Source organism: Cupriavidus sp. 05N38, from assembly GCF_056397345.1.
This window is the reverse complement of the sequence record NZ_JBFTNF010000012.1, coordinates 19,197-38,163: the sequence shown is the minus strand read 5'-3', so window position 1 is coordinate 38,163 and position 18,967 is coordinate 19,197. Positions and strand designations below refer to the sequence as shown.

Genomic DNA, 18,967 nt, shown 5'->3' with positions numbered 1-18,967 from the left:
CAGACAGGCGCGCCGTCTTCCTGCCAAGCCATGGAACAACAAGACACTCTGTTTGACCCAGGTTCGCCCGATGGTGGCGCGGACTCGCTGACGCTCGCGCACTACGCCGAGCGCGCCTACCTCGACTACGCCATCAGCGTGGTCAAGGGACGCGCGCTGCCGGAAGTGGCCGACGGCCAGAAGCCGGTGCAGCGCCGCATCCTGTTCGCCATGCACGAAATGGGCCTGCGCTCCGACGCCAAGCCGGTCAAGTCCGCGCGCGTGGTGGGCGACGTGCTGGGCAAGTATCACCCGCACGGCGACCAGTCCGCCTACGACGCGCTGGTGCGCCTGGCGCAGGACTTCTCGCTGYGCTACCCGCTGATCGACGGCCAGGGCAACTTCGGCTCGCGCGACGGCGACGGCGCGGCGGCCATGCGCTACACCGAGGCGCGCCTCACGCCGATCTCGCGCCTGCTGCTCGACGAGATCGACCAGGGCACGGTGGACTTCGTGCCCAACTACGACGGCTCGATGGAAGAGCCCAAGCTGATGCCCGCGCGGCTGCCCTTCGTGCTGCTCAACGGCGCATCCGGCATCGCCGTGGGCATGGCCACCGAAGTGCCGCCGCACAACCTGCGCGAAGTGGCGGCGGCCACCGTGGCGATGATCCGCAATCCCAACATCACGCTGGCCGAGCTGCTGGCGCTGATGCCGGGTCCTGACTATCCGGGCGGCGGCCAGATCATCTCGCCGGCCTCGGATATCGCGCAGATCTACGAGGGCGGCCGCGGCAGCCTGAAGGTGCGCGCGCGCTGGATCATCGAGGACATGGCGCGCGGCCAGTGGCAACTGGTGGTGACCGAACTGCCGCCAAGCACGTCGGCGCAGAAGGTGCTCGAGGAAATCGAGGAAATCACCAACCCGAAGGTCCGCACCGGCAAGAAGTCGCTCACGCCCGAGCAACTGCAGCTCAAGCAGGGCATRCTGGCCGTGCTCGACGCGGTGCGCGACGAGTCCGGCAAGGACGCGCCGGTGCGCCTGGTGTTCGAGCCCAAGAGCAAGAACATCGAGCAGCAGGATTTCATCCAGACGCTGCTCGCGCATACCAGCCTGGAGTCGGGCGCGTCGATCAACCTGGTGATGATCGGCACCGACGGCCGGCCGCGCCAGAAGGGCCTGCCCGAGATCCTGCGCGAGTGGATCGCGTTCCGCTTCGAGACCGTCACGCGCCGCACGCGCTATCGCCTGGGCAAGGTCGAGGACCGCATCCACATCCTCGAAGGCCGCATGCTGGTGTTGCTCAATATCGACGAGGTGATCCGCATCATCCGCGAGAGCGACGAACCCAAGCCGGCGCTGATGCAGGCCTTCGGCCTGTCCGACCGCCAGGCCGAGGACATCCTGGAAATCCGCCTGCGCCAGCTGGCCCGGCTCGAAGCCCTGCGCATCGAGAAGGAACTGAAGGAGCTGCGCGAAGAACAGGCCGACCTCGACGTGCTGCTCAAGTCCGAGACCGTGATGCGCCGGCGCATCATCAAGGAGATCGAGACCGACGCCAAGCAGTTCAGCCCCGAAGACAAGGACCCGCGCCGCACGCTGATCCAGGAAGAACGCCGCGCCGCCGCCGAAGTGCGCGTGGTCGACGAGCCCGTCACCGTGGTGGTCTCGCAGAAGGGCTGGGTGCGCACGCGCCAGGCCCACGGCCACGACGCGCAGCAGTTCACCTTCAAGGCGGGCGACGCGCTCTACGGCACCTTCGAGTGCCGCACGGTGGACGTGATGCTGGTGTTCGGCACCAACGGCCGTGTGTACACGGTGCCGGTGGCCGGGCTGCCCGGCGGGCGTGGCGACGGCGTGCCGGTGACCACGCTGATCGAGCTGCAGGCCGGCAGCCAGATCGCCCATACCTTCGCCGGCGGACTCGACCAGCGCATGCTGATCGCCACGCAGGGCGGCAACGGCTTCCAGACCAAGGTGGGCGACATGGTCAGCCGGCAGAAGGGCGGCCGCGCCTACCTCACGCTGGACGAAGGCGACGCCCCGCTGGTGCCCGCGCCGATCGGCGAGGAGGCCACGCATGTGGCCTGCCTGTCGGCCAATGGCCGCATGCTGCTGGTCGCGCTCGACGAGATCAAGTCCCTGTCGGCCGGCGGCCGCGGCGTGATCCTGATGGAGCTCGAGCCCAAGGAAACGCTGCTGCAGGCCATCGCCGTGGGCGCGCCGGGGCTGGTGCTGTCCGGTGCAGGGCGTGGCGGCAAGCCGGGCTCGCAGAAGGTGGCGGGGCAGAACCTGCTGCCGTATGTGGGCAAGCGCGCCCGCAAGGGCCGCGCGCTGGAGGCCAGGCTCAAGGACCCGCGCATCGATCCCGTGAGGATCGAGCCGCCGGCAGGCGGCAACTGATCTGCCAACCAGGCCCTGCGCGACAAGCGCAGGGCCTTTTTCATTTCCGGCACGCCGCCCAGGGCATCCGCCCGGCCGGCGTGCCGTCTTGCTTGCTTAGTGACATGCCAGTTTCTCCCGTCCCCGGCGGCGACGCGCTTGCGCCGCCGCCCACGCCGCGCCACCTGTTCATCGAATTTGCGCGCATGGGCCTGTCCGGCTTCGGCGGCGTGCTGCCCTTCGTGCGGCGCGCGGTGGTCGACCGCAACCGCTGGCTGGGCGACCGCGACTTCGTCGAGCTGCTGAGCCTCGGGCAGGTGCTGCCCGGGCCCAATGTGATCAACCTCGCGCTCATGCTGGGCCTGCGCTTTGCCGGCCTGCGCGGCGCGCTGGCGGCGTTCGCGGGGCTGGTGATGGTGCCGATGGTGGGGGTGCTGGCGCTGATGCTGCTCTACGAGCACTACCGCGATGTGGCGGCGGTGCAGCGCATGCTGACCGGCATGACCGCGGTGTCGGCGGGCCTGGTGCTGTCGACCGGCTTCAGGCTCGCGCAGAGCCAGCCGCGCACGGTGCGCGGCATCATGATCGGCGTGGCGGCCTTCGCCGGCATCGGGCTGCTGCGCTGGCCGCTGGTGCCGGTGATGGCGGTGCTGGTGCCGCTCGGCCTGGTGCTCGAGTGGCACGCGGAGGGCCAGGCGCTGCGGGCACACGCGGCGGCGCAGGCGGCCCTGCCGCCGGCGGCGATCGAGCTGCCGCCGGTGCCCCCGGGCGATGGCGGCGTCGACCCTGCCCCGGGCGAGGAGCCGCGCCAATGAACCCGCCCAATGTGCTCAGCAGCCTGCTCACCCATTTCCTGCTGCTGTCCTTCCTGGCCATCGGCGGCGCCAGCTCCACCATCCCGGACATGCACCGCTTCCTGGTGGAGTCCAACGGCTGGATGACCGATACGCAGTTCTCCGCCATGTATGCGATCTCGCAAGCCGCGCCGGGGCCGAACATCCTGTTCGTCGCGCTGTTCGGCTGGCAGGTGGCGGGGCTGGCCGGGGCCATCGTCGGCATGATCGGCATCTGCGGCCCGTCGAGCGTGATCGCGCTCGGCTTCGAGTATTTCGCCGGGCGCTCGCCGCATGCGCGCTGGCCGGGGCTGATCCGGCGCGGGCTTGCCACGCTCACCATCGGCCTGCTGTTTTCCACCGGCTGGATCCTGGCCGCGAGCGTGGATCACCGCTGGACCGCGGTGGCGGTGACGCTGGTCACCATCGTGCTGATGCTCAAGACGCGCGTGCACCCGCTGATGCTGGTGGCGCTGGGGGCGGGGGCCGGCTTGCTGGGCCTCGTCTAGCGCGCGGCGCCGCGGCCGCGGCCATGCGCCGGTGCGGCGCACGGCGGATGCGCTGAACGCGGCGCACGAACGCTGTCTGCCGCGCGTGCTATTCCACGCCGACGAAGCCGCCGGTCTGGTGCGCCCACAGCCGCGCGTAGAGGCCGCCGTGCGCCAGCAGCTCGGCGTGCGTGCCGCTCTCCGCGATGCGCCCGTTGTCCAGCACCACCAGGCGGTCCATGCGCGCGATGGTGGAGAGCCGGTGCGCGATGGCGATCACGGTCTTGCCCCGCATCAGCGTTTCCAGGTTCTCCTGGATGGCGGCTTCTACTTCGGAATCGAGCGCCGAGGTGGCTTCGTCGAGGATCAGGATCGGCGCGTCCTTGAGCAGCACGCGCGCCACCGCGATGCGCTGGCGCTGCCCGCCGGAGAGCTTGACGCCGCGCTCGCCGACCTGGGCGTCGAGCCCGGTGGCGCCGTGGGCGTCGCGCAGTTGCGGGATGAAGCCGGCGGCGTGGGCGTCCGCGGCGGCGGCCATCAGTTCCGCCTCGGTGGCATCGGGGCGGCCGTAGCGCAGGTTGTCGCGGATCGAGCGGTGCAGCAGCGAGGTGTCCTGCGTCACCATGCCGATCTGCGCGCGCAGGCTCTCCTGCGTGACCGCGGCAATGTCCTGGCCGTCGATCAGGATGCGGCCCTGCTCGACGTCRTACAGCCGCAGCAGCAGGTTGACCAGCGTGGACTTGCCCGCGCCGGACGGGCCGACCAGGCCGATCTTCTCGCCAGGGCGCACTGTGAGGTCGATCTTGTCGATCACGCCAGCGCCCTTGCCATAGTGGAATCCCACGTCCTCGAAGCGTACCTCGCCGCGCGTCACGCGCAGCGGCGGCGCGCCCTCCCGGTCGGTCACCTTGCGCGGCACCGAGATGGTCTGCATGCCGTCCTGCACCTGGCCGACATTCTCGAAGATGCCGTTGATCACCCACATGATCCAGCCCGACATATTGACGATGCGGATCACCAGCCCGGCCGAGAGCGCGATCGCGCCCACGCTGATGCGGCCGTCGCTCCATAGCCACAGGGCCAGCCCGGTGGTGCCGGCGATCAGTGCGCCGTTGAGCGCGGTGACGGTGAAATCCATGGCGCTCACCATGCGGCCCGAGCGGCGTGCCTTGTCGGTGAGGTCGGCCATGGCCTCGCGCGCGTAGTCTTCTTCCAGGCGCGTGTGGGCGAACAGCTTGAGCGTGGTGATATTGGTGTAGCCGTCGACGATGCGCCCCATCAGCCGCGAGCGCGCGCCGGTGGCGGCCACCGAGCGCGCCTTCACGCGCGGCGTGAAGTACAGCATGGCCGCCGTGTAGCAGCAGATCCATAGCAGCAGCGGCAGCATCAGCCGCCAGTCGGCCTGCGCGAACAGGTAGAGCGAASTGGCGGCGTAGATCAGCACGTGCCAGATCGCATCCACCGCCTGCACGGCGGAGTCGCGCAGCGAGAAGCCGGTCTGCATGATGCGCTGGGCGATGCGCCCGGCGAAGTCGTTCTGGAAGAACCACATGCTCTGCTTGAGCACGTAGCGGTGGTTCTGCCAGCGTACGAGATTGCCCAGGCTGGGATTGATGACCTGGTGCACCAGGATGTCGTGCAGGCCGTTGAAGAGCGGGCGCAGCAGCAGCGCCACCACGGCCATCCAGGCCAGTTCGCCGGCATGGCGCCGGAAGAACTCCGGGCCCGGCGTGGCTTGCGCGAGATCCACCAGCCGGCCGAGGAAACCGAACAGCGCGACCTCGATCAGCGCGCCCGCCAGCCCGACCGCCAGCAGGAACACAAAGACCGGCCACACCTCGCGCAGGTAGTAGGCATAGAAGCGCCAGATCTGCCCGGGCGGCTCGGTGTCGGGCAGGCTGCGAAACGGGTCGATCATTCGTTCCAGCAAGCGCAGCAGCATGGGTCTCCTGGGGTCTCGGGGCCGCTCCGGCGCCGACCCGGCACTGACCCGGCACCACGGACTGCCATGATACCCAGATCGGGTGCGCGCGCCGGAAGCCGTCCCCTGCACTCGTGGCCGGATCCCGGACGCTCCGGCGCGCCAGGTCCTTCGTACCAGGTGCGCTGCAAGCGCCGCTTTCTGGCCATATTGGCCGCTTCCGCCATTCGCGATGGACGATATCCGGGAAATCACCAATACATCTATGCTTGTCTATACAACACTATACACGCACAGCACAGCCACACAGCGGCATGTGCAGGCCTCATTCCCGCGACATTCAGGCGCCATCCCAGCGCCATCACCAAGGAGTCCCCCGTGAGCGACAACTTCCGCTTCCGCGATGTAGAGATCCGCGCCCCGCGCGGCAGCCAGCTGAACGCCAAGAGCTGGCAGACCGAAGCGCCGCTGCGCATGCTGATGAACAATCTCGACCCGGAAGTGGCGGAGAACCCCAAGGAACTGGTGGTGTACGGCGGCATCGGCCGCGCCGCGCGCAACTGGGAGTGCTACGACAAGATCGTGGCCACGCTGAAGACCCTGAACGACGATGAAACCCTGCTGGTGCAGTCGGGCAAGCCGGTGGGCGTGTTCAAGACGCACAGCAACGCCCCGCGCGTGCTGATCGCCAACTCCAACCTGGTGCCGCACTGGGCCAACTGGGAACACTTCAACGAACTCGACGCCAAAGGCCTTGCCATGTACGGCCAGATGACCGCCGGCAGCTGGATCTACATCGGCAGCCAGGGCATCGTGCAGGGTACCTACGAGACCTTCGTCGAAGCCGGCCGCCAGCACTACGACGGCAGCCTCAAGGGCCGCTGGGTGCTGACCGCCGGCCTGGGCGGCATGGGTGGCGCGCAGCCGCTGGCCGCCACGCTGGCCGGCGCCTGCTCGCTGAACATCGAATGCCAGCAGGCCAGCATCGATTTCCGCCTGCGCACGCGCTACGTGGATGAGCAGGCCAGCGATCTCGACGACGCGCTGGCCCGCATCGCCAAATACACCGCCGAAGGCCGTGCCGTCTCCATCGCGCTGTGCGCCAACGCCGCCGAAGTGCTGCCGGAACTGGTGCGCCGCGGCGTGCGCCCGGACATGGTCACCGACCAGACCAGCGCCCACGACCCGCTCAACGGCTACCTGCCGGCAGGCTGGACCTGGGGCCAGTACCGCGACCGCGCGCAGACCGACCCGGCCGCCGTGGTCAAGGCCGCCAAGCAGTCGATGGCCCTGCACGTGCAGGCCATGCTGGACTTCCAGAAGATGGGCGTGCCCACCTTCGACTACGGCAACAACATCCGCCAGATGGCCAAGGAAGAAGGCGTCGAGAACGCCTTCGACTTCCCCGGCTTCGTGCCTGCGTACATCCGTCCCCTGTTCTGCCGCGGCGTGGGCCCGTTCCGCTGGGCCGCGCTGTCGGGCGACCCGCAGGACATCTACAAGACCGACGCCAAGGTCAAGGAGCTGATCCCCGACGACGCCCACCTGCACCGCTGGCTCGACATGGCGCGCGAGCGCATCAGCTTCCAGGGCCTGCCGGCGCGCATCTGCTGGGTTGGCCTGGGCCTGCGCGCCAAGCTCGGCCTGGCCTTCAACGAGATGGTGCGCAGCGGCGAACTGTCGGCGCCGGTGGTGATCGGCCGCGACCACCTGGATTCCGGCTCGGTGGCCAGCCCCAACCGCGAAACCGAAAGCATGCGCGACGGCTCCGACGCCGTGTCCGACTGGCCGCTGCTCAACGCGCTGCTCAACACGGCCAGCGGCGCCACCTGGGTCTCGCTGCACCATGGCGGCGGCGTGGGCATGGGCTTCTCGCAGCATTCCGGCGTGGTGATCGTGTGCGACGGCACCGATGAAGCCGCGGCCCGCATCGCCCGCGTGCTGCACAACGATCCGGCCACCGGCGTGATGCGCCATGCCGACGCCGGCTACGAGATCGCCATCGACTGCGCCCGCGAACAAGGGCTGAACCTGCCGATGCTGGGCCGCTGAGCGGGCTGCCGAGCATTCCCCCTCGCCTGCGCGGATCGCCATGATGGCGCGCAGGCCGCCCCCAACCCTTCGCCAGGGATACTGATCATGTCTTTCGACACCACCGCCCCCGTCGCGCCTGCCCTGAGCGGCGCCGCGCCCGCGCCGCTGTCCAGGTTCAAGTCCATTGCCGCCATCACCATCGGCAACGGCCTGGAGTTCTACGACTTCGTGGTCTACAGCTTCTTCGCCACGCTGATCGGCCGCCTGTATTTCCCCGTGGCCGACGCCACCGGCCAGTTGCTGCTGTCTTTCGCCACCTTTGGGGTGGGCTTCCTGATGCGCCCGCTGGGCGGCCTGGTGATCGGCATGTACGCCGACCGCGTGGGGCGCAAGCCGGCGGTGGCACTGACGCTCTGGCTGATGGGCCTGAGCGCGGTGATCTTCGTGGTGACGCCCACCTATGCCCAGATCGGCATCCTGGCGCCGGTGCTGATCCTGCTTGCGCGGCTGGTGCAGGGCTTTGCCATCGGCGGCGAGATGGGGGCCTCCACGGCGCTGCTGCTGGAATACGCCGACGATCGCTCGCGCGGCTTCTACACCAGCTGGCAGCCGTTCAGCCAGGGCCTGGCGGCGCTGCTCGGCGCGCTGGTCGGCCTGCTGCTGAGCAATGTGCTCGATCCTGCCGACCTGCAGGCCTGGGGCTGGCGCGTGGCCTTCGCCATCGGCATCCTGGTGATTCCGGTGGGCCTGGTGATCCGCCGCCGGCTGGAGGAGACCGCGCCCGCGGCCAATGCATCGGAGCGCGGCTCGTCCATGCAGTTGCTGCGCGAGCATCGCCGCGCGCTGGTGGCCAGCGTGCTGCTGATGATCGGCGTGGCTTCGTCGACCTATATCGTCGTCTACTACCTCAGCAACTACGCGGTCTCGCAACTGCACATGCCGCTGTCGCTGGGCATCTGGGCGGCCTGCGTGGCGGCCGGCGTGCAGGTGGTGCTGTCGCCGTTCGCGGGCTGGCTCGCCGACCGCTTCGGCCGCCGCCCGGTGGTGCTGTGGTCGCGCGTGGCCCTGCTGGTGATGATCTATCCCGCCTTCGTGCTGATCAATGCCGAGCCCAGCCTGACACGCCTGCTGATCGTGGTGGGTTGCCTGTCGGTGCCGATGTCGATGACTTCGCCTGCCTCGATGGTGCTGGTCAGCGAAGTGCTGCCGCAGCGCTTGCGCGCCACCGGCCTGTCGATTGCGTATTGCATTGCCATCGCCATCTTCGGCGGCTTCGCGCAGTTCTTCTCGACCGAGCTGATCCATCTCACGGCCAATCCCAATGCGCCGGCCTTCTACGTGATCGGCTGCGGCCTGGTCTCGCTGATCGGCCTGGCGATGGTGCCCGAAACGCTGGGCCGGCGCCTGAAGTGAGCAGGCAGTCATGAGCGAGATGGACCCGATGGCTTCGGTGAGCCCGGCGCAGGACGCGGCGGGGGCGGCAGGCGGCGGCGCTGTCTGGCGCGGCCGCACCGATGGCAACGAGCGTGGCGACACGCGGCGGCTGTTCAATGTGGTGCGCACCGGCGGCAGCGCGCGCGTGGCCGGCGCGCCGGCGTTGCTGGGCTTTTGCTGCGACGCCGGCGTGCTGCGCAACCAGGGCCGGCCAGGCGCCGCCGGCGGCCCGCGCGAAATACGCCGCGCGCTGGCCGGCATCCCGGCGCACGGCCTCGCCGCGTTCCATGATGCGGGCGATATCGTCTGCAGCGACGGCGACCTCGAATCCGCGCAGCAGGCGCTGGCCCAGGCCGTGGCCACGGAACTCGCGCAGGGCGCCTTCGCGCTGGTGCTCGGCGGCGGCCACGAGATTGCCTGGGGCACGTGGCAAGGCCTGCGCGCGCATCTCGACGCGCGCGGCGACAACGGCCGCGTGCTGGTGATCAACCTCGATGCGCATTTCGACCTGCGCACGGGCCGTCCCGGCAGCTCGGGCACGCCGTTCGACCAGATCGCCGAAGCTTGCCGCACGCGCGGCCAGCGCTTCGAATACAGCTGCCTCGGCGTGAGCCGTCTCGGCAATACCGCCGCGCTGTTCGCGCATGCTGACGCGCTCGGCGTGCACTACGTCGAAGACGTGCAGATGCAGGAGCGGCACCTCGATGCGCGGCTGGCCGAACTGCAGGCACGCATCGACGCGGTGGACCACGTCTACCTCACCATCGATCTCGACGTGCTGCCCGCAGCGGTGATGCCGGCGGTGTCGGCGCCCGCGGCGTATGGCGTACCGCTGCCGGTGGTGGAGGCGGTGGTGGCATGCGCGCGTGCCAGCGGCAAGCTGCGCGTGGCGGATCTGGCGGAGTTCAATCCGCTGTATGACCGCGATGCCTGCGGCGCGCGGGCAGCGGCGCGGCTGGCATACAGGTTGATGGCGGGCTGATGGCCCGTGACCCCGAACCGCGCGCCAAAGCAAAAACCCCCGCCTTCGACAGCGGGGGTTTTGCCTTTGCAGCAGCGAACCGGATGCCGCGCCGCGCTAGTGGATCACCATCTGCGTGAACGGGTGCACATACGCTTGCAGCGTAATGAACAGGCCGACGAGGATCGCCAGCGAGATCGAGTGGAAGAACACATAGCGCAGGATCTCGCCCTCGTGCCCGTACCACTTGGTGGCGGTGGACGCCACCACGATGGACTGCGCGTCGATCATCTTGCCCATCACGCCGCCTGAGCTGTTGGCCGCGGCCATCAGGACCGGCGACAGGCCGAGCTGCTCCGCGGTGGTTTTCTGCAGGCCGCCGAACAGGACGTTGGACGCGGTGTCCGACCCGGTCAGCGCCACGCCCAGCCAGCCCAGCAAGGTGCCGAACAGCGGGTAGAGCACGCCGGTGTGCGCGAAGGCCAGGCCCATGGTGGCATCGAGGCCCGAATAGCGCGTCAGGTAGCCGATGCCGAACATCGCGCAGATGGTCAGCAGCGAATACTTCACCAGCTTGATGGTTTCCCAGTACTCCTTGAACAGGCGCGGCACCGAGTAGCCCATCAGCAGGCCGCCCAGCAAGGCCGAGGCCAGGATGCCGGTGCCCGCCATCGACAGCACGTTGAAGGCGAACACCGCGCCTTCGGCGGTGGGCTTGGGTACCACCGGAGGTACCTTGAGCACGGCTTTGTCGAGGCCGGGGATGGGGAAGCGCCATTGCCAGATGCCGTCCATCAGCTTCTTGAACTCCGGGATGCCCCAGACGAAGACGAACACGGTCAGGATCACCCACGGCATCCAGGCCTTGACCACCGAGATGCCGACGGAGGCGGCGCTGGCGCGCGCTTCCGCGGCCACGGCTTCGGGGTCGTCGACCTTGGAGTCGTCATGGCGGCCCAGGATCCGCGTGGAGGTCCAGATTTCCCTGGGCTTCCAGACCTTCAGGAAGAGCGTCAGCGAGGCCATCGAGATCAGCGCGGCGATCACGTCCACCAGCCACGGGCCATGGAAGTTCGATACCAGGAACTGGGGAATGGCAAAGGTGACGCCGGCCACCAGGATGGCGGGCCAGATCGCCAGCATGCCGCGGAATCCCGCGAAGGCCCAGATCAGCCAGAACGGCACCAGCACCGAGAAGAAGGGCAACTGGCGGCCGACCATGGCCGAGAGGTGCAGCAGGTCCAGGCCGGTGACCGAAGCCAGGCCGATCAGCGGCGCGCCCAGTGCGCCGAATGCCACCGGCGCGGTATTGGCGATCAGCGCCAGGCCTGATGCGGCCAGCGGCGAGAAGCCCAGGCCGATCAGGATGGCACCGGTCACGGCCACCGGCGTGCCGAAGCCGGCCGCGCCTTCGAAGAAGGCCCCGAAGCTAAAGGCCACCAGCAGCAGTTGCAGGCGCCGGTCTTCGGTGATGCCGGAGATCGAGTTCTGCAACACCTTGAACGACCCGTTGAGTGTGGTCAGCCGGTGCAGGAAGATGATGTTGAGAACGATCCAGCCGATCGGGAACAGGCCGGAGACGATGCCGAGTCCGGCCGCCTTGCCGGCCATGGCTGCCGGCATGCCGAACACGGCGGAGGCGATGACCACGCCAATCACCAATGCCAGCCCGGCGGCCAGGTGAGCCTGCAGATGAAAGAAGGCAAGTGCCGCCAGCAGCACGGCCACGGGAACCCCGGCAGCCAGCGTGGACAACGCCATGCTGCCTAGCGGGTCATAGATTTGACTCCACACGATTGAATCCTCCTCGGGTTGGGCGGCAGGTTTTCTCTTCTTTTACTCCGGCCTGCCATTTCTCGGCTCTTCTGGCTTTTGCCCTGGCGTCCTTGCGGGGCGCGCAACGGACAAACTTCGGATTTTAGGGATGGGTTCCTGCCGCGCCGCCCTAAATCGGATCACCAGCATCATGAGCCGGATTCAGGGATCAGGGTTCGCCTGGGGGCAGGCTGGCGCACACCCGCACCTAGGGCAGATTACTCCAAACGTGCCGTTCCGCAAATGTATGCCCGCCACGGCTGGCCGGTGGCAGAATGCCCGGATCGTTCGCACGCTCGTCCCGCGCGGCGCAATTCCCCCGCGATCCCGAAGGAGCTTTGTCATGCACCATGCCATTCCCGGCGGCGCGTTGTTCGCCGCCTTCCTCCTGGCCAGCCTGGTGCTGGCGCTGACGCCAGGGCCCGCGGTGATCTACATCGTCACGCGCACCCTGTCGCAAGGCCGGCGCAGCGGCCTGGCCTCCGTGGCCGCCGTGGCGCTGGGCAACCTGGTCAATGCGCTGGCGGCGGCGCTGGGGCTGGCGGCACTGTTCGCGGTGTCGGCGCTCGCGTTTGCCGTGGTCAAGTACGCAGGCGCGGCCTATCTCGTCTACCTTGGCGTGCGGGCCCTGCGCGCGCGCCCGGCGGATGACGCCGCCGGGCAGGCACCGGCGGCCAGCCTCGGCAAGGTGTTCCGCGACGGCATGGTGGTGGCCATGCTCAACCCGAAGACGACCCTGTTCTTTGCCGCTTTCCTGCCGCAGTTCATGGACCCGGCCGCGCCCGCGCTGCAGCAGAGCATGGCGCTGGGCGGCATCTTCGTGCTGGTCGCGTCCTTCACCGATTGCTGCTACGTGCTGGCCGCGGCGGCGGTGCTGCCGCTGCTGGCGCGCGCTCGCGGCGCAAATGCCGTTGGCCGCTATGTGACGGGCGGGGCGCTGATCGGACTGGGCGTGCTCGCCGCGGTATCGGGCGGGCGCCACGGCAAATAAGCCGGGCCGGCCTCACCTCAGGCCAGCGGCAGGACGAGGATGCCCGCCGCGGCGGGCCGGGCGCGCATGGCGGCCACCCAGCGTTCGAGGTGAGGGCGCGGCTGGCGCGGCGCCGGCATGCCAAGCCAGCGGTGCGCCGAGCAGGCCAGCGGGATATCGGCCATGGTGAAGCGGTCGCCGCAGATGAATTCGCGGTCGGCCAGGGCTTCGTCGAGACGGGCCGCGAGCGGTTCGGTGCGTTCGAGGGAGCGGGCGACCAGGGCCTGGTCGCGTTGCCCGGCCGGCACCCGCACGAGCTGGCGGAAGGCGTCTACCATGGCGGGACTGAAGGCATTGGTCTGCCAGTCCATCCAGCGGTCGGCCAGGGCGCGCGCCTTGACGTTGCCGGGCCACAGCGAGTCGTCGCCGTCATGCGCGCACAGGTAGCGCACGATGGCATTGGACTCCCACAGCACGAAGGGCTCGCCGCCCAGGTCGGTGCCGCGGAAATCCTCGATCACCGGGATCTGCCGGTTCGGGTTGAGCCGCACGTAGGCCTCGGTGTCGAGGTCGCCCTCGCGGATGCCGATGTCGATGCGCTCATGGTCCAGATGCAGCTCGCGCGCGCACCAGACCACTTTCTGCACGTTGATCGATGAGAGTCGACCCCAGATACGCAGCACGAACACCTCCTCCTTCTGGCGGGGGCCGCGGACCGGCCCGGACGAACGGGTGATGGCCGTTATCTTGCCATGAAGCCCGCCGCCCAGGTATCGGCCAGGAGATGTAGCCGTGTTGCATGGTGTGGCCCGCCGGGGCGACCCGGCCGGCCAGCCAGCTCAGCCGGCTCAGGCTGCCTTGGCCTGCGGCGCGTGCTTGGCGATGGCTTCGCGGAACAGCGTGCCGAGGATGGCCACGCCCTGCTCGATACGCTCCGGCGCCACCGTGACGAAGGCCAGGCGCAGCGCATTGCGGCGCGGATTGCTGGCGTAGAACGGCGCGCCCGGCACGTAGGCCACGTTGCGCCTGACCGCCTCCTGCAGGATCTCCATGCTGTCCAGCCCTTCGGGCAGCTCCATCCAGATGAACATGCCGCCTTCCGGCGCGTTCCAGGTCACGCCTTCGGGCATGTGGCGCGCGAGCGAATCCAGCATGGCCTGGCATTGCGCGGCATACAGCGTGCGGATGGTGGGGATGTGGGTGTCCAGCAGGCCGTCGCGCACCACCTCGTAGGCCAGGCGCTGCGTGAAGCTGGGCGTGTGCAGGTCCGAGGCCTGCTTGGCCTGGCACAGCTTGAAGTGCAGGTCGGGCGGGGCGATCACGTAGCCCAGGCGCAGGCCGGGCGCGAGGATCTTGGAGAACGAGCCCATGTAGATCACGCCGTCCGGGTTCATCGACAGCAGGCTCGGCAGCTGGTCGCCGCGGTAGCTCAGCTCGCCGTAGGGATCGTCCTCGACCAGCAGCACGCCCAGTTCGCGCGCGCGCGCCACCAGCGCCTGGCGGCGCTCCAGCGGCATGCGGCGGCCGGTGGGATTCTGGAAGTTGGGCAGGGCGTACAGGAAGCGCGCGCCGGCGGTCAGCTCGGGCGTGAGCGCTTCGGGCAGCAGGCTCTTGTCGTCGCCCGGCACCGAGACGAATTCCGGCTCGAACAGCGAAAACGCCTGCAGCGCGCCGAGGTAGCTGGGCGTCTCCACCAGCACCGGGCTGCCCGGGTCGATCATCACCTTGGCGATCAGGTCCAGCGCCTGCTGGGAGCCGGTGGTGATCAGCACGCGTTCCACGCCCACGTTGTGACGCCTGGCGATGAACTCGCGCAGCGGCATGTAGCCTTCGGTGGCGGCGTACTGCAGCGCGGCCTGCGGGTTGTCGGCGAAGATCCGGGCTACCGCCTGTTCCATGGCCGCTACCGGGAACGTGGCCGGCGAGGGCAGGCCGCCGGCGAAGGAAATGACTTCCGGACGCTCGGTGACTTTCAGGATTTCGCGGATGGCCGAGCTGGTCAGCTGTTGTGCCCGGCGGGAGATGGCCCAGTTCATGATGGTCTCTTGGTATGGGAGTCGAGCGCTCTCGACTCAGTCAACGATAAAAAGCCGCGCGCCGGTCGGCGTGGACGAACGGTGCGGCTCGGCATGGTCGGCAACCTGGTAGCTCGTGCCAGCGCGGAGCACGAACTGCCGGCCGTCTTCCAGCTCGGTATGCAGCTCGCCTTCCAGTACAAACAGGATGTGGCCCTTGGTGCACCAGTGATCGGCGAGGTAACCGGCAGAATACTCCACCATGCGAACCCGGATATCGCCGAACTGGCGGGTGCGCCAGAGGGCTTCCCCGGAATCGCCGGGGTGGCGGGTCGGGGCGATCCCGGACCAGTCGGTGGTGCCGAAGGGCAGGTTGTCGATACGCATGGGGCGGGGCGTGAATCCTGTCGTTCCGTTCTGTTCTGTTCTGCCTTGCAGCCGGCGGGCCGGCTGCGCGGGTTCTGCATGCGGCCACGGATGGCCGCGGCGCTTACTTGACTTCGACGATCATCTCGATCTCGACGCACGCGCCCAGCGGGATCTGCGCCACGCCGAAGGCGCTGCGGGCATGCTTGCCGGCGTCGCCGAAGACTTCCACGAGGAATTCCGAGGCGCCGTTGGTCACCAGGTGCTGCTCGGTGAATTCCGGGGTGGAGTTGACCAGGCTCATCACCTTGACGATGCGGGTGACGCGGTTCAGGTCGCCGCCGAGGTGGCCATGCAGCGTGGCCAGCAGGTCCACGGCAATGGCGCGCGCGGCGGCCTTGCCGTCTTCGGTGGCGAGGTCCTTGCCGAGCTTGCCTGCCCAAGGCTTGCCGTCCTTGCGTGCGATGTGCCCCGAAAGGAACACGGTGTTGCCGGTCTGGGCGGCCATCACATAGGCCGCGGCGGGGGCGCCGGCGGTGGGCAGTTCGATGCCAAGGCGGGCAAGGGTGTCGTAGACGGACATAGGGTCTCCTGTCAGTGGGGTCGTCCCGTAGGGATGGGGTGGGGTTCTTCGACGGCGGGCGCGGTGCCCGCGGGGGCGCTGCGCACGGCGGTGCGGCGGCCCAGGGCCACCACGCCGATCACCGCCACCGCGAAAGCGAGGGTGACGGCGTCGAGCGGCTCGGCCAGCAACAGGGCGCCGCCCGCCAGCGTGAGGAACGGCTGCAGCAATTGTATCTGGCCCACGCGGGCGACGCCGCCTTTTGCGAGGCCGGCGTACCAGAACAGGAAGCCGATGAACATCGAGAACACCGACACATAGCCCACGCCGAGCCAGGCGCGCGGCGAGGCGGCGGCGATCTGGCCGGCATGCGTCAGCGCCAGCCAGGCCACCACCGGCAGCAGCAATGGCAACGCCACCGCCAGCGCCCAGCTGATGGTTTCCAGCCCGCCCAGCTCGCGCGACAGCTTGCCGCCTTCGGCATAGCCCAGCGCGCCCAGCACCATGGCGGCGAACAGCAGCCAGTCCGCGTGCTGCAGCCCGCCGGCACCCTGCCACAAGGCAAAGGCGACCACCAGCGCGCTGCCGGCCGCCGCCGCCAGCCAGAACGCCGGCGAGGGACGCTCGCGGCCGAACCAGGCGGCAAACACCGCGGTAGCCAGCGGCAGCAGGCCGGTGATGATGGCGCCATGCCCGGCCGGCACTTCGCGCATGGCGAGCGAGGAAAACAGCGGGAAACCGACCACCACGCCCAGCGCCGTCACCCCCAGGCGCCACCACTGGTTGCCGCGCGGGCGGCGCGCGGCGGCGAAGGCGCCGCGCTGCCACAGCAGTGCCAGCGCCGGCAGGGTTGCCACCACGGCGCGCCCCAGCGCCACGAAGGTAGCGTCCAGCTCCGCCACCGCCATGCGGGTGAAGGGCAGGGTCTGGCTGAATATGACCACGCCGACCAGGCCCAGCAGCATGCCGCCGCCGTGGGTGGCCTGCGCGGTTGCGTCGAGGCGTGGCAGGGAAGAAGGGTTGGCAGCCATGGTTGTGCGTCAGTGAGAAGCGGGGCCGCCGGACAGCGCGATCCACAGGGCGGTCAGGGCCAGCGACAGGCCCATCGCGCGGTTGAACCAGCGGATGCGGTTACCCACCTGCAGCCAGTGCCGCAGGCTGGCGCCGATCGCGCCGTAGAGACCGTTGCTGAGAAAGCCGAACACGCCGAACACCGCGCACATCAGCAGCACGCGCTGCAGCGGCGACTGCGCGCCGGCCATGTACGAGGCGGCGGTGGCCAGCGCCAGCATCCACGCCTTGATATTGGCGTACTGCAGGATCACCGACTGCCACACGGAAAGCGGCCGCAGCACCTGCTTGTCGCTCAGCACGGTGCTGCGCGCAAGACGCAGTGCCAGCCACAGCAGGTACAGCACGCCGGCCGCGTGCACCAGCAGCCCCAGCGCGGGGCTCGCCAGCACCAGCGCGCCAACGCCGGTGGCGCACAGGGCCACGATGCTGGCAAAGCCGAAGGCCACGCCCACGCAATGCGGCAGCGTGGCGCGCAGGCCGAAGTTGGCGCCGGTGACGGCGGCGATGGTGGTGTTGGGGCCGGGCGTGAAGGCGCCCACCGCCAGCAGCGTGAGCAGCGCGGCGAACTGCGCCATGGACAGCCCGGTCAGCAAGGCCGGGCCTGCGAGCGCGCCCGTCATGCCGCGAACTGCACCACCACGCGGCGGTTGGTGCGGCTTTTCTTTTCGATCTTGGTCACCACCACCGCGCCGATCTCGCCSGTRGCGGCCACATGGGTGCCGCCGCAGGGCTGGCGGTCCACGCCGGGGATCTCGATGATGCGGATGGCGCCGCTGCCGGCCGGCGGCGCCGCGCCCACGGTGCGCACCAGCTCGGGCTGCGCCGCCAGTTCCTCGGGCGTGATGCGCTCGACGCGGACCTGGCTGTCGGCCGTGATGAGGGCGTTGAGCTGCTCGGTGAGCACGCTCTTGTCGAGCGTGGATTCGGGCAGGTCGAAGTCGATGCGCGCCGAATCCGGCGAGATGCCGCAGCCGGTCACCGGCACCGGGATCAGCGAGCCCAGCAGGTGCAGGCAGGTGTGCAGGCGCATCAGGCGGTGGCGGCGCTCCCAGTCGATGGCGACGGCGACGATGTCGCCCGGCGCGGGCAGCGCGGCGCCCGGGGCCGGCACATGCAGGATATGGCTGCGGTCCGGCGCATGGATCGTCTCGAGCAGGGCGATGGTGGCGCCGTTGGCCAGCCTGAGCGTGCCGGTATCCCCCGCCTGGCCGCCGCTGCGGGCGTAGCACACGGTCTGGTCGAGTTCGATGCCGTCGGCATGCACTGCGACCACGGTGGCCGTGCAGCTGCCAAGATAGGCGTCGTCGTCGAAGCGCTTGCGGGTGGCGGACATTGCTGAAGTCTCCTGCGGTTACTGTTCTTGTCGTTCTTGTCGTTCTTGTCGTGAATGCGGTCCTGCTTGCCGCCTTCGCCGGCTGCGGCGCGGCGCGGCGCGTCAGCGCAGCGTGCGTACGCCGTCCGGCGTCTCTATCTCCGCGCTCAGCTCGGCCATGTCCGCGCTTTCCAGCGCGAGCAGCCCGCCGCCGAGCCATTGCATGGCCGGCCCGAGCCGCGCTGCCTGCGGATGCCGTCCGCGCAGCGCGCGCAGCGCCAGGCCCTGGTCGGGCAGCCGCGCGCACGGGTGGGTCGGCACGTCCCACTGGATCAGGGTGGGCAGCACGCCGTCTCCGGCCACGGCCGGGCCGTCATCGCCGGCCGGCCAGGACGGCAGGCTGCCGTCCTCCGGCACGGTGATGCGCCAGCGCAGGTCGCCGCGGGTCATCGGAATCGCCGGCGCGATACGCGCGGGATATTGCGACTGCCACAACGACAGATCGGTCGGGCGCTCCACCCGGGCCGCCCAGTGCAGCAGGAAGGGCCCGTTGCGCAGGCGGGCCTGCACCGCCTCGGAATCCAGTCCAAACCAGCGCGGCCGGCCGGGAGGCGGAGCCTCGGGGTCGATGGCGATGACTTCCAGGTAGACGCTGCCCGACAGCCTGAGCAGGCGGTTGTGCGTGCCCATGCCGGGATGCGCGCCGCCTGGCTGCACCGGCACGCCCAGCAGATCGGCGACATGCCGCGCGCCCGCGTCAAGCGTGGGGGCGGCGATCACGAGATGGTCGAGAGCTAGCGGCATTGTGTGTTGATGGTAGA

Annotated in this window: 16 protein-coding genes and 1 pseudogene; 7 read left to right on the top strand and 10 right to left on the bottom strand. The window is 69.3% G+C overall.

The window, feature by feature from the left end; translation table 11 throughout:
* Positions 1 to 30: 30 nt before the first annotated feature.
* The 3 genes and pseudogenes from parC (at position 31) to AC1DK4_RS11240 (ending at position 3,703) form a co-directional block, all read left to right on the top strand.
* On the top strand, positions 31 to 2,382 hold the full coding sequence (gene parC / locus AC1DK4_RS11250; RefSeq protein ID WP_477131534.1) for a DNA topoisomerase IV subunit A: 2,352 nt from the start codon (positions 31 to 33) through the stop codon (positions 2,380 to 2,382).
* Between the two features lie 104 nt (positions 2,383 to 2,486).
* Positions 2,487 to 3,047: pseudogene (locus tag AC1DK4_RS11245) on the top strand (chromate transporter); the annotation flags it as partial.
* A gap of 125 nt (positions 3,048 to 3,172) precedes the next feature.
* Positions 3,173 to 3,703 carry a chromate transporter gene (locus AC1DK4_RS11240; RefSeq protein ID WP_441613078.1) on the top strand — a complete coding sequence of 177 codons (531 nt, stop codon included), beginning with the start codon at positions 3,173 to 3,175 and terminating at the stop codon, positions 3,701 to 3,703.
* 88 nt (positions 3,704 to 3,791) lie between these two features.
* Here the strand turns inward: AC1DK4_RS11240 and AC1DK4_RS11235 are convergent, their stop codons facing one another.
* On the bottom strand, positions 3,792 to 5,624 hold the full coding sequence (locus AC1DK4_RS11235; RefSeq protein WP_477131533.1) for an ABC transporter ATP-binding protein: 1,833 nt from the start codon (positions 5,622 to 5,624) through the stop codon (positions 3,792 to 3,794).
* A 357-nt stretch (positions 5,625 to 5,981) separates the two neighbouring features.
* Here AC1DK4_RS11235 and hutU point away from each other — a divergent pair, with 357 nt between their 5' ends.
* From hutU to hutG, 3 genes are all read left to right on the top strand, one after another.
* The gene (gene hutU, locus AC1DK4_RS11230; RefSeq protein ID WP_441643177.1) at positions 5,982 to 7,655 is read left to right on the top strand and encodes a urocanate hydratase; all 1,674 of its coding nucleotides are present in this window, start codon (positions 5,982 to 5,984) and stop codon (positions 7,653 to 7,655) included.
* A gap of 87 nt (positions 7,656 to 7,742) precedes the next feature.
* Positions 7,743 to 9,050: an MFS transporter gene (locus tag AC1DK4_RS11225; protein WP_441613075.1), complete on the top strand. Its 1,308-nt coding sequence runs from the start codon at positions 7,743 to 7,745 to the stop codon at positions 9,048 to 9,050.
* Between the two features lie 28 nt (positions 9,051 to 9,078).
* Positions 9,079 to 10,053, top strand: coding sequence for a formimidoylglutamase (hutG, locus tag AC1DK4_RS11220; protein WP_441613320.1), 975 nt, complete (start codon positions 9,079 to 9,081; stop codon positions 10,051 to 10,053).
* Between the two features lie 96 nt (positions 10,054 to 10,149).
* On the opposite strand, the gene AC1DK4_RS11215 is transcribed toward hutG, so the two are convergent.
* On the bottom strand, positions 10,150 to 11,826 hold the full coding sequence (locus tag AC1DK4_RS11215; protein ID WP_441613074.1) for an L-lactate permease: 1,677 nt from the start codon (positions 11,824 to 11,826) through the stop codon (positions 10,150 to 10,152).
* A gap of 364 nt (positions 11,827 to 12,190) precedes the next feature.
* Here AC1DK4_RS11215 and AC1DK4_RS11210 point away from each other — a divergent pair, with 364 nt between their 5' ends.
* Entirely contained in the window at positions 12,191 to 12,838 is a 648-nt protein-coding gene (locus AC1DK4_RS11210; RefSeq protein WP_441613073.1) for a LysE family translocator, read from the top strand.
* 17 nt (positions 12,839 to 12,855) lie between these two features.
* On the opposite strand, the gene AC1DK4_RS11205 is transcribed toward AC1DK4_RS11210, so the two are convergent.
* From AC1DK4_RS11205 to AC1DK4_RS11170, 8 genes are all read right to left on the bottom strand, one after another.
* Positions 12,856 to 13,500 carry a glutathione S-transferase family protein gene (locus AC1DK4_RS11205; RefSeq protein ID WP_441613072.1) on the bottom strand — a complete coding sequence of 215 codons (645 nt, stop codon included), beginning with the start codon at positions 13,498 to 13,500 and terminating at the stop codon, positions 12,856 to 12,858.
* Between the two features lie 165 nt (positions 13,501 to 13,665).
* Positions 13,666 to 14,853, bottom strand: a complete 1,188-nt coding sequence (locus AC1DK4_RS11200; RefSeq protein ID WP_441613071.1) for an aminotransferase-like domain-containing protein — start codon at positions 14,851 to 14,853, stop codon at positions 13,666 to 13,668.
* Between the two features lie 36 nt (positions 14,854 to 14,889).
* Positions 14,890 to 15,219 (bottom strand): DHCW motif cupin fold protein, encoded by a 330-nt coding sequence (locus AC1DK4_RS11195; protein WP_441613070.1) that lies wholly within the window; start codon positions 15,217 to 15,219, stop codon positions 14,890 to 14,892.
* Positions 15,220 to 15,322: 103 nt separating this feature from the next.
* Positions 15,323 to 15,781 (bottom strand): RidA family protein, encoded by a 459-nt coding sequence (locus AC1DK4_RS11190; protein WP_441613069.1) that lies wholly within the window; start codon positions 15,779 to 15,781, stop codon positions 15,323 to 15,325.
* A gap of 11 nt (positions 15,782 to 15,792) precedes the next feature.
* On the bottom strand, positions 15,793 to 16,725 hold the full coding sequence (locus AC1DK4_RS11185) for a DMT family transporter (protein ID WP_441613319.1): 933 nt from the start codon (positions 16,723 to 16,725) through the stop codon (positions 15,793 to 15,795).
* A 75-nt stretch (positions 16,726 to 16,800) separates the two neighbouring features.
* Positions 16,801 to 17,454, bottom strand: coding sequence for a LysE family translocator (locus tag AC1DK4_RS11180; RefSeq protein WP_441613068.1), 654 nt, complete (start codon positions 17,452 to 17,454; stop codon positions 16,801 to 16,803).
* Positions 17,451 to 18,167 (bottom strand): alanyl-tRNA editing protein, encoded by a 717-nt coding sequence (locus tag AC1DK4_RS11175; protein ID WP_441613067.1) that lies wholly within the window; start codon positions 18,165 to 18,167, stop codon positions 17,451 to 17,453. The genes AC1DK4_RS11180 and AC1DK4_RS11175 overlap by 4 nt, the downstream gene beginning before the upstream one ends.
* A gap of 102 nt (positions 18,168 to 18,269) precedes the next feature.
* Positions 18,270 to 18,950 carry a VOC family protein gene (locus AC1DK4_RS11170; protein ID WP_441613066.1) on the bottom strand — a complete coding sequence of 227 codons (681 nt, stop codon included), beginning with the start codon at positions 18,948 to 18,950 and terminating at the stop codon, positions 18,270 to 18,272.
* Positions 18,951 to 18,967: the final 17 nt, after the last annotated feature.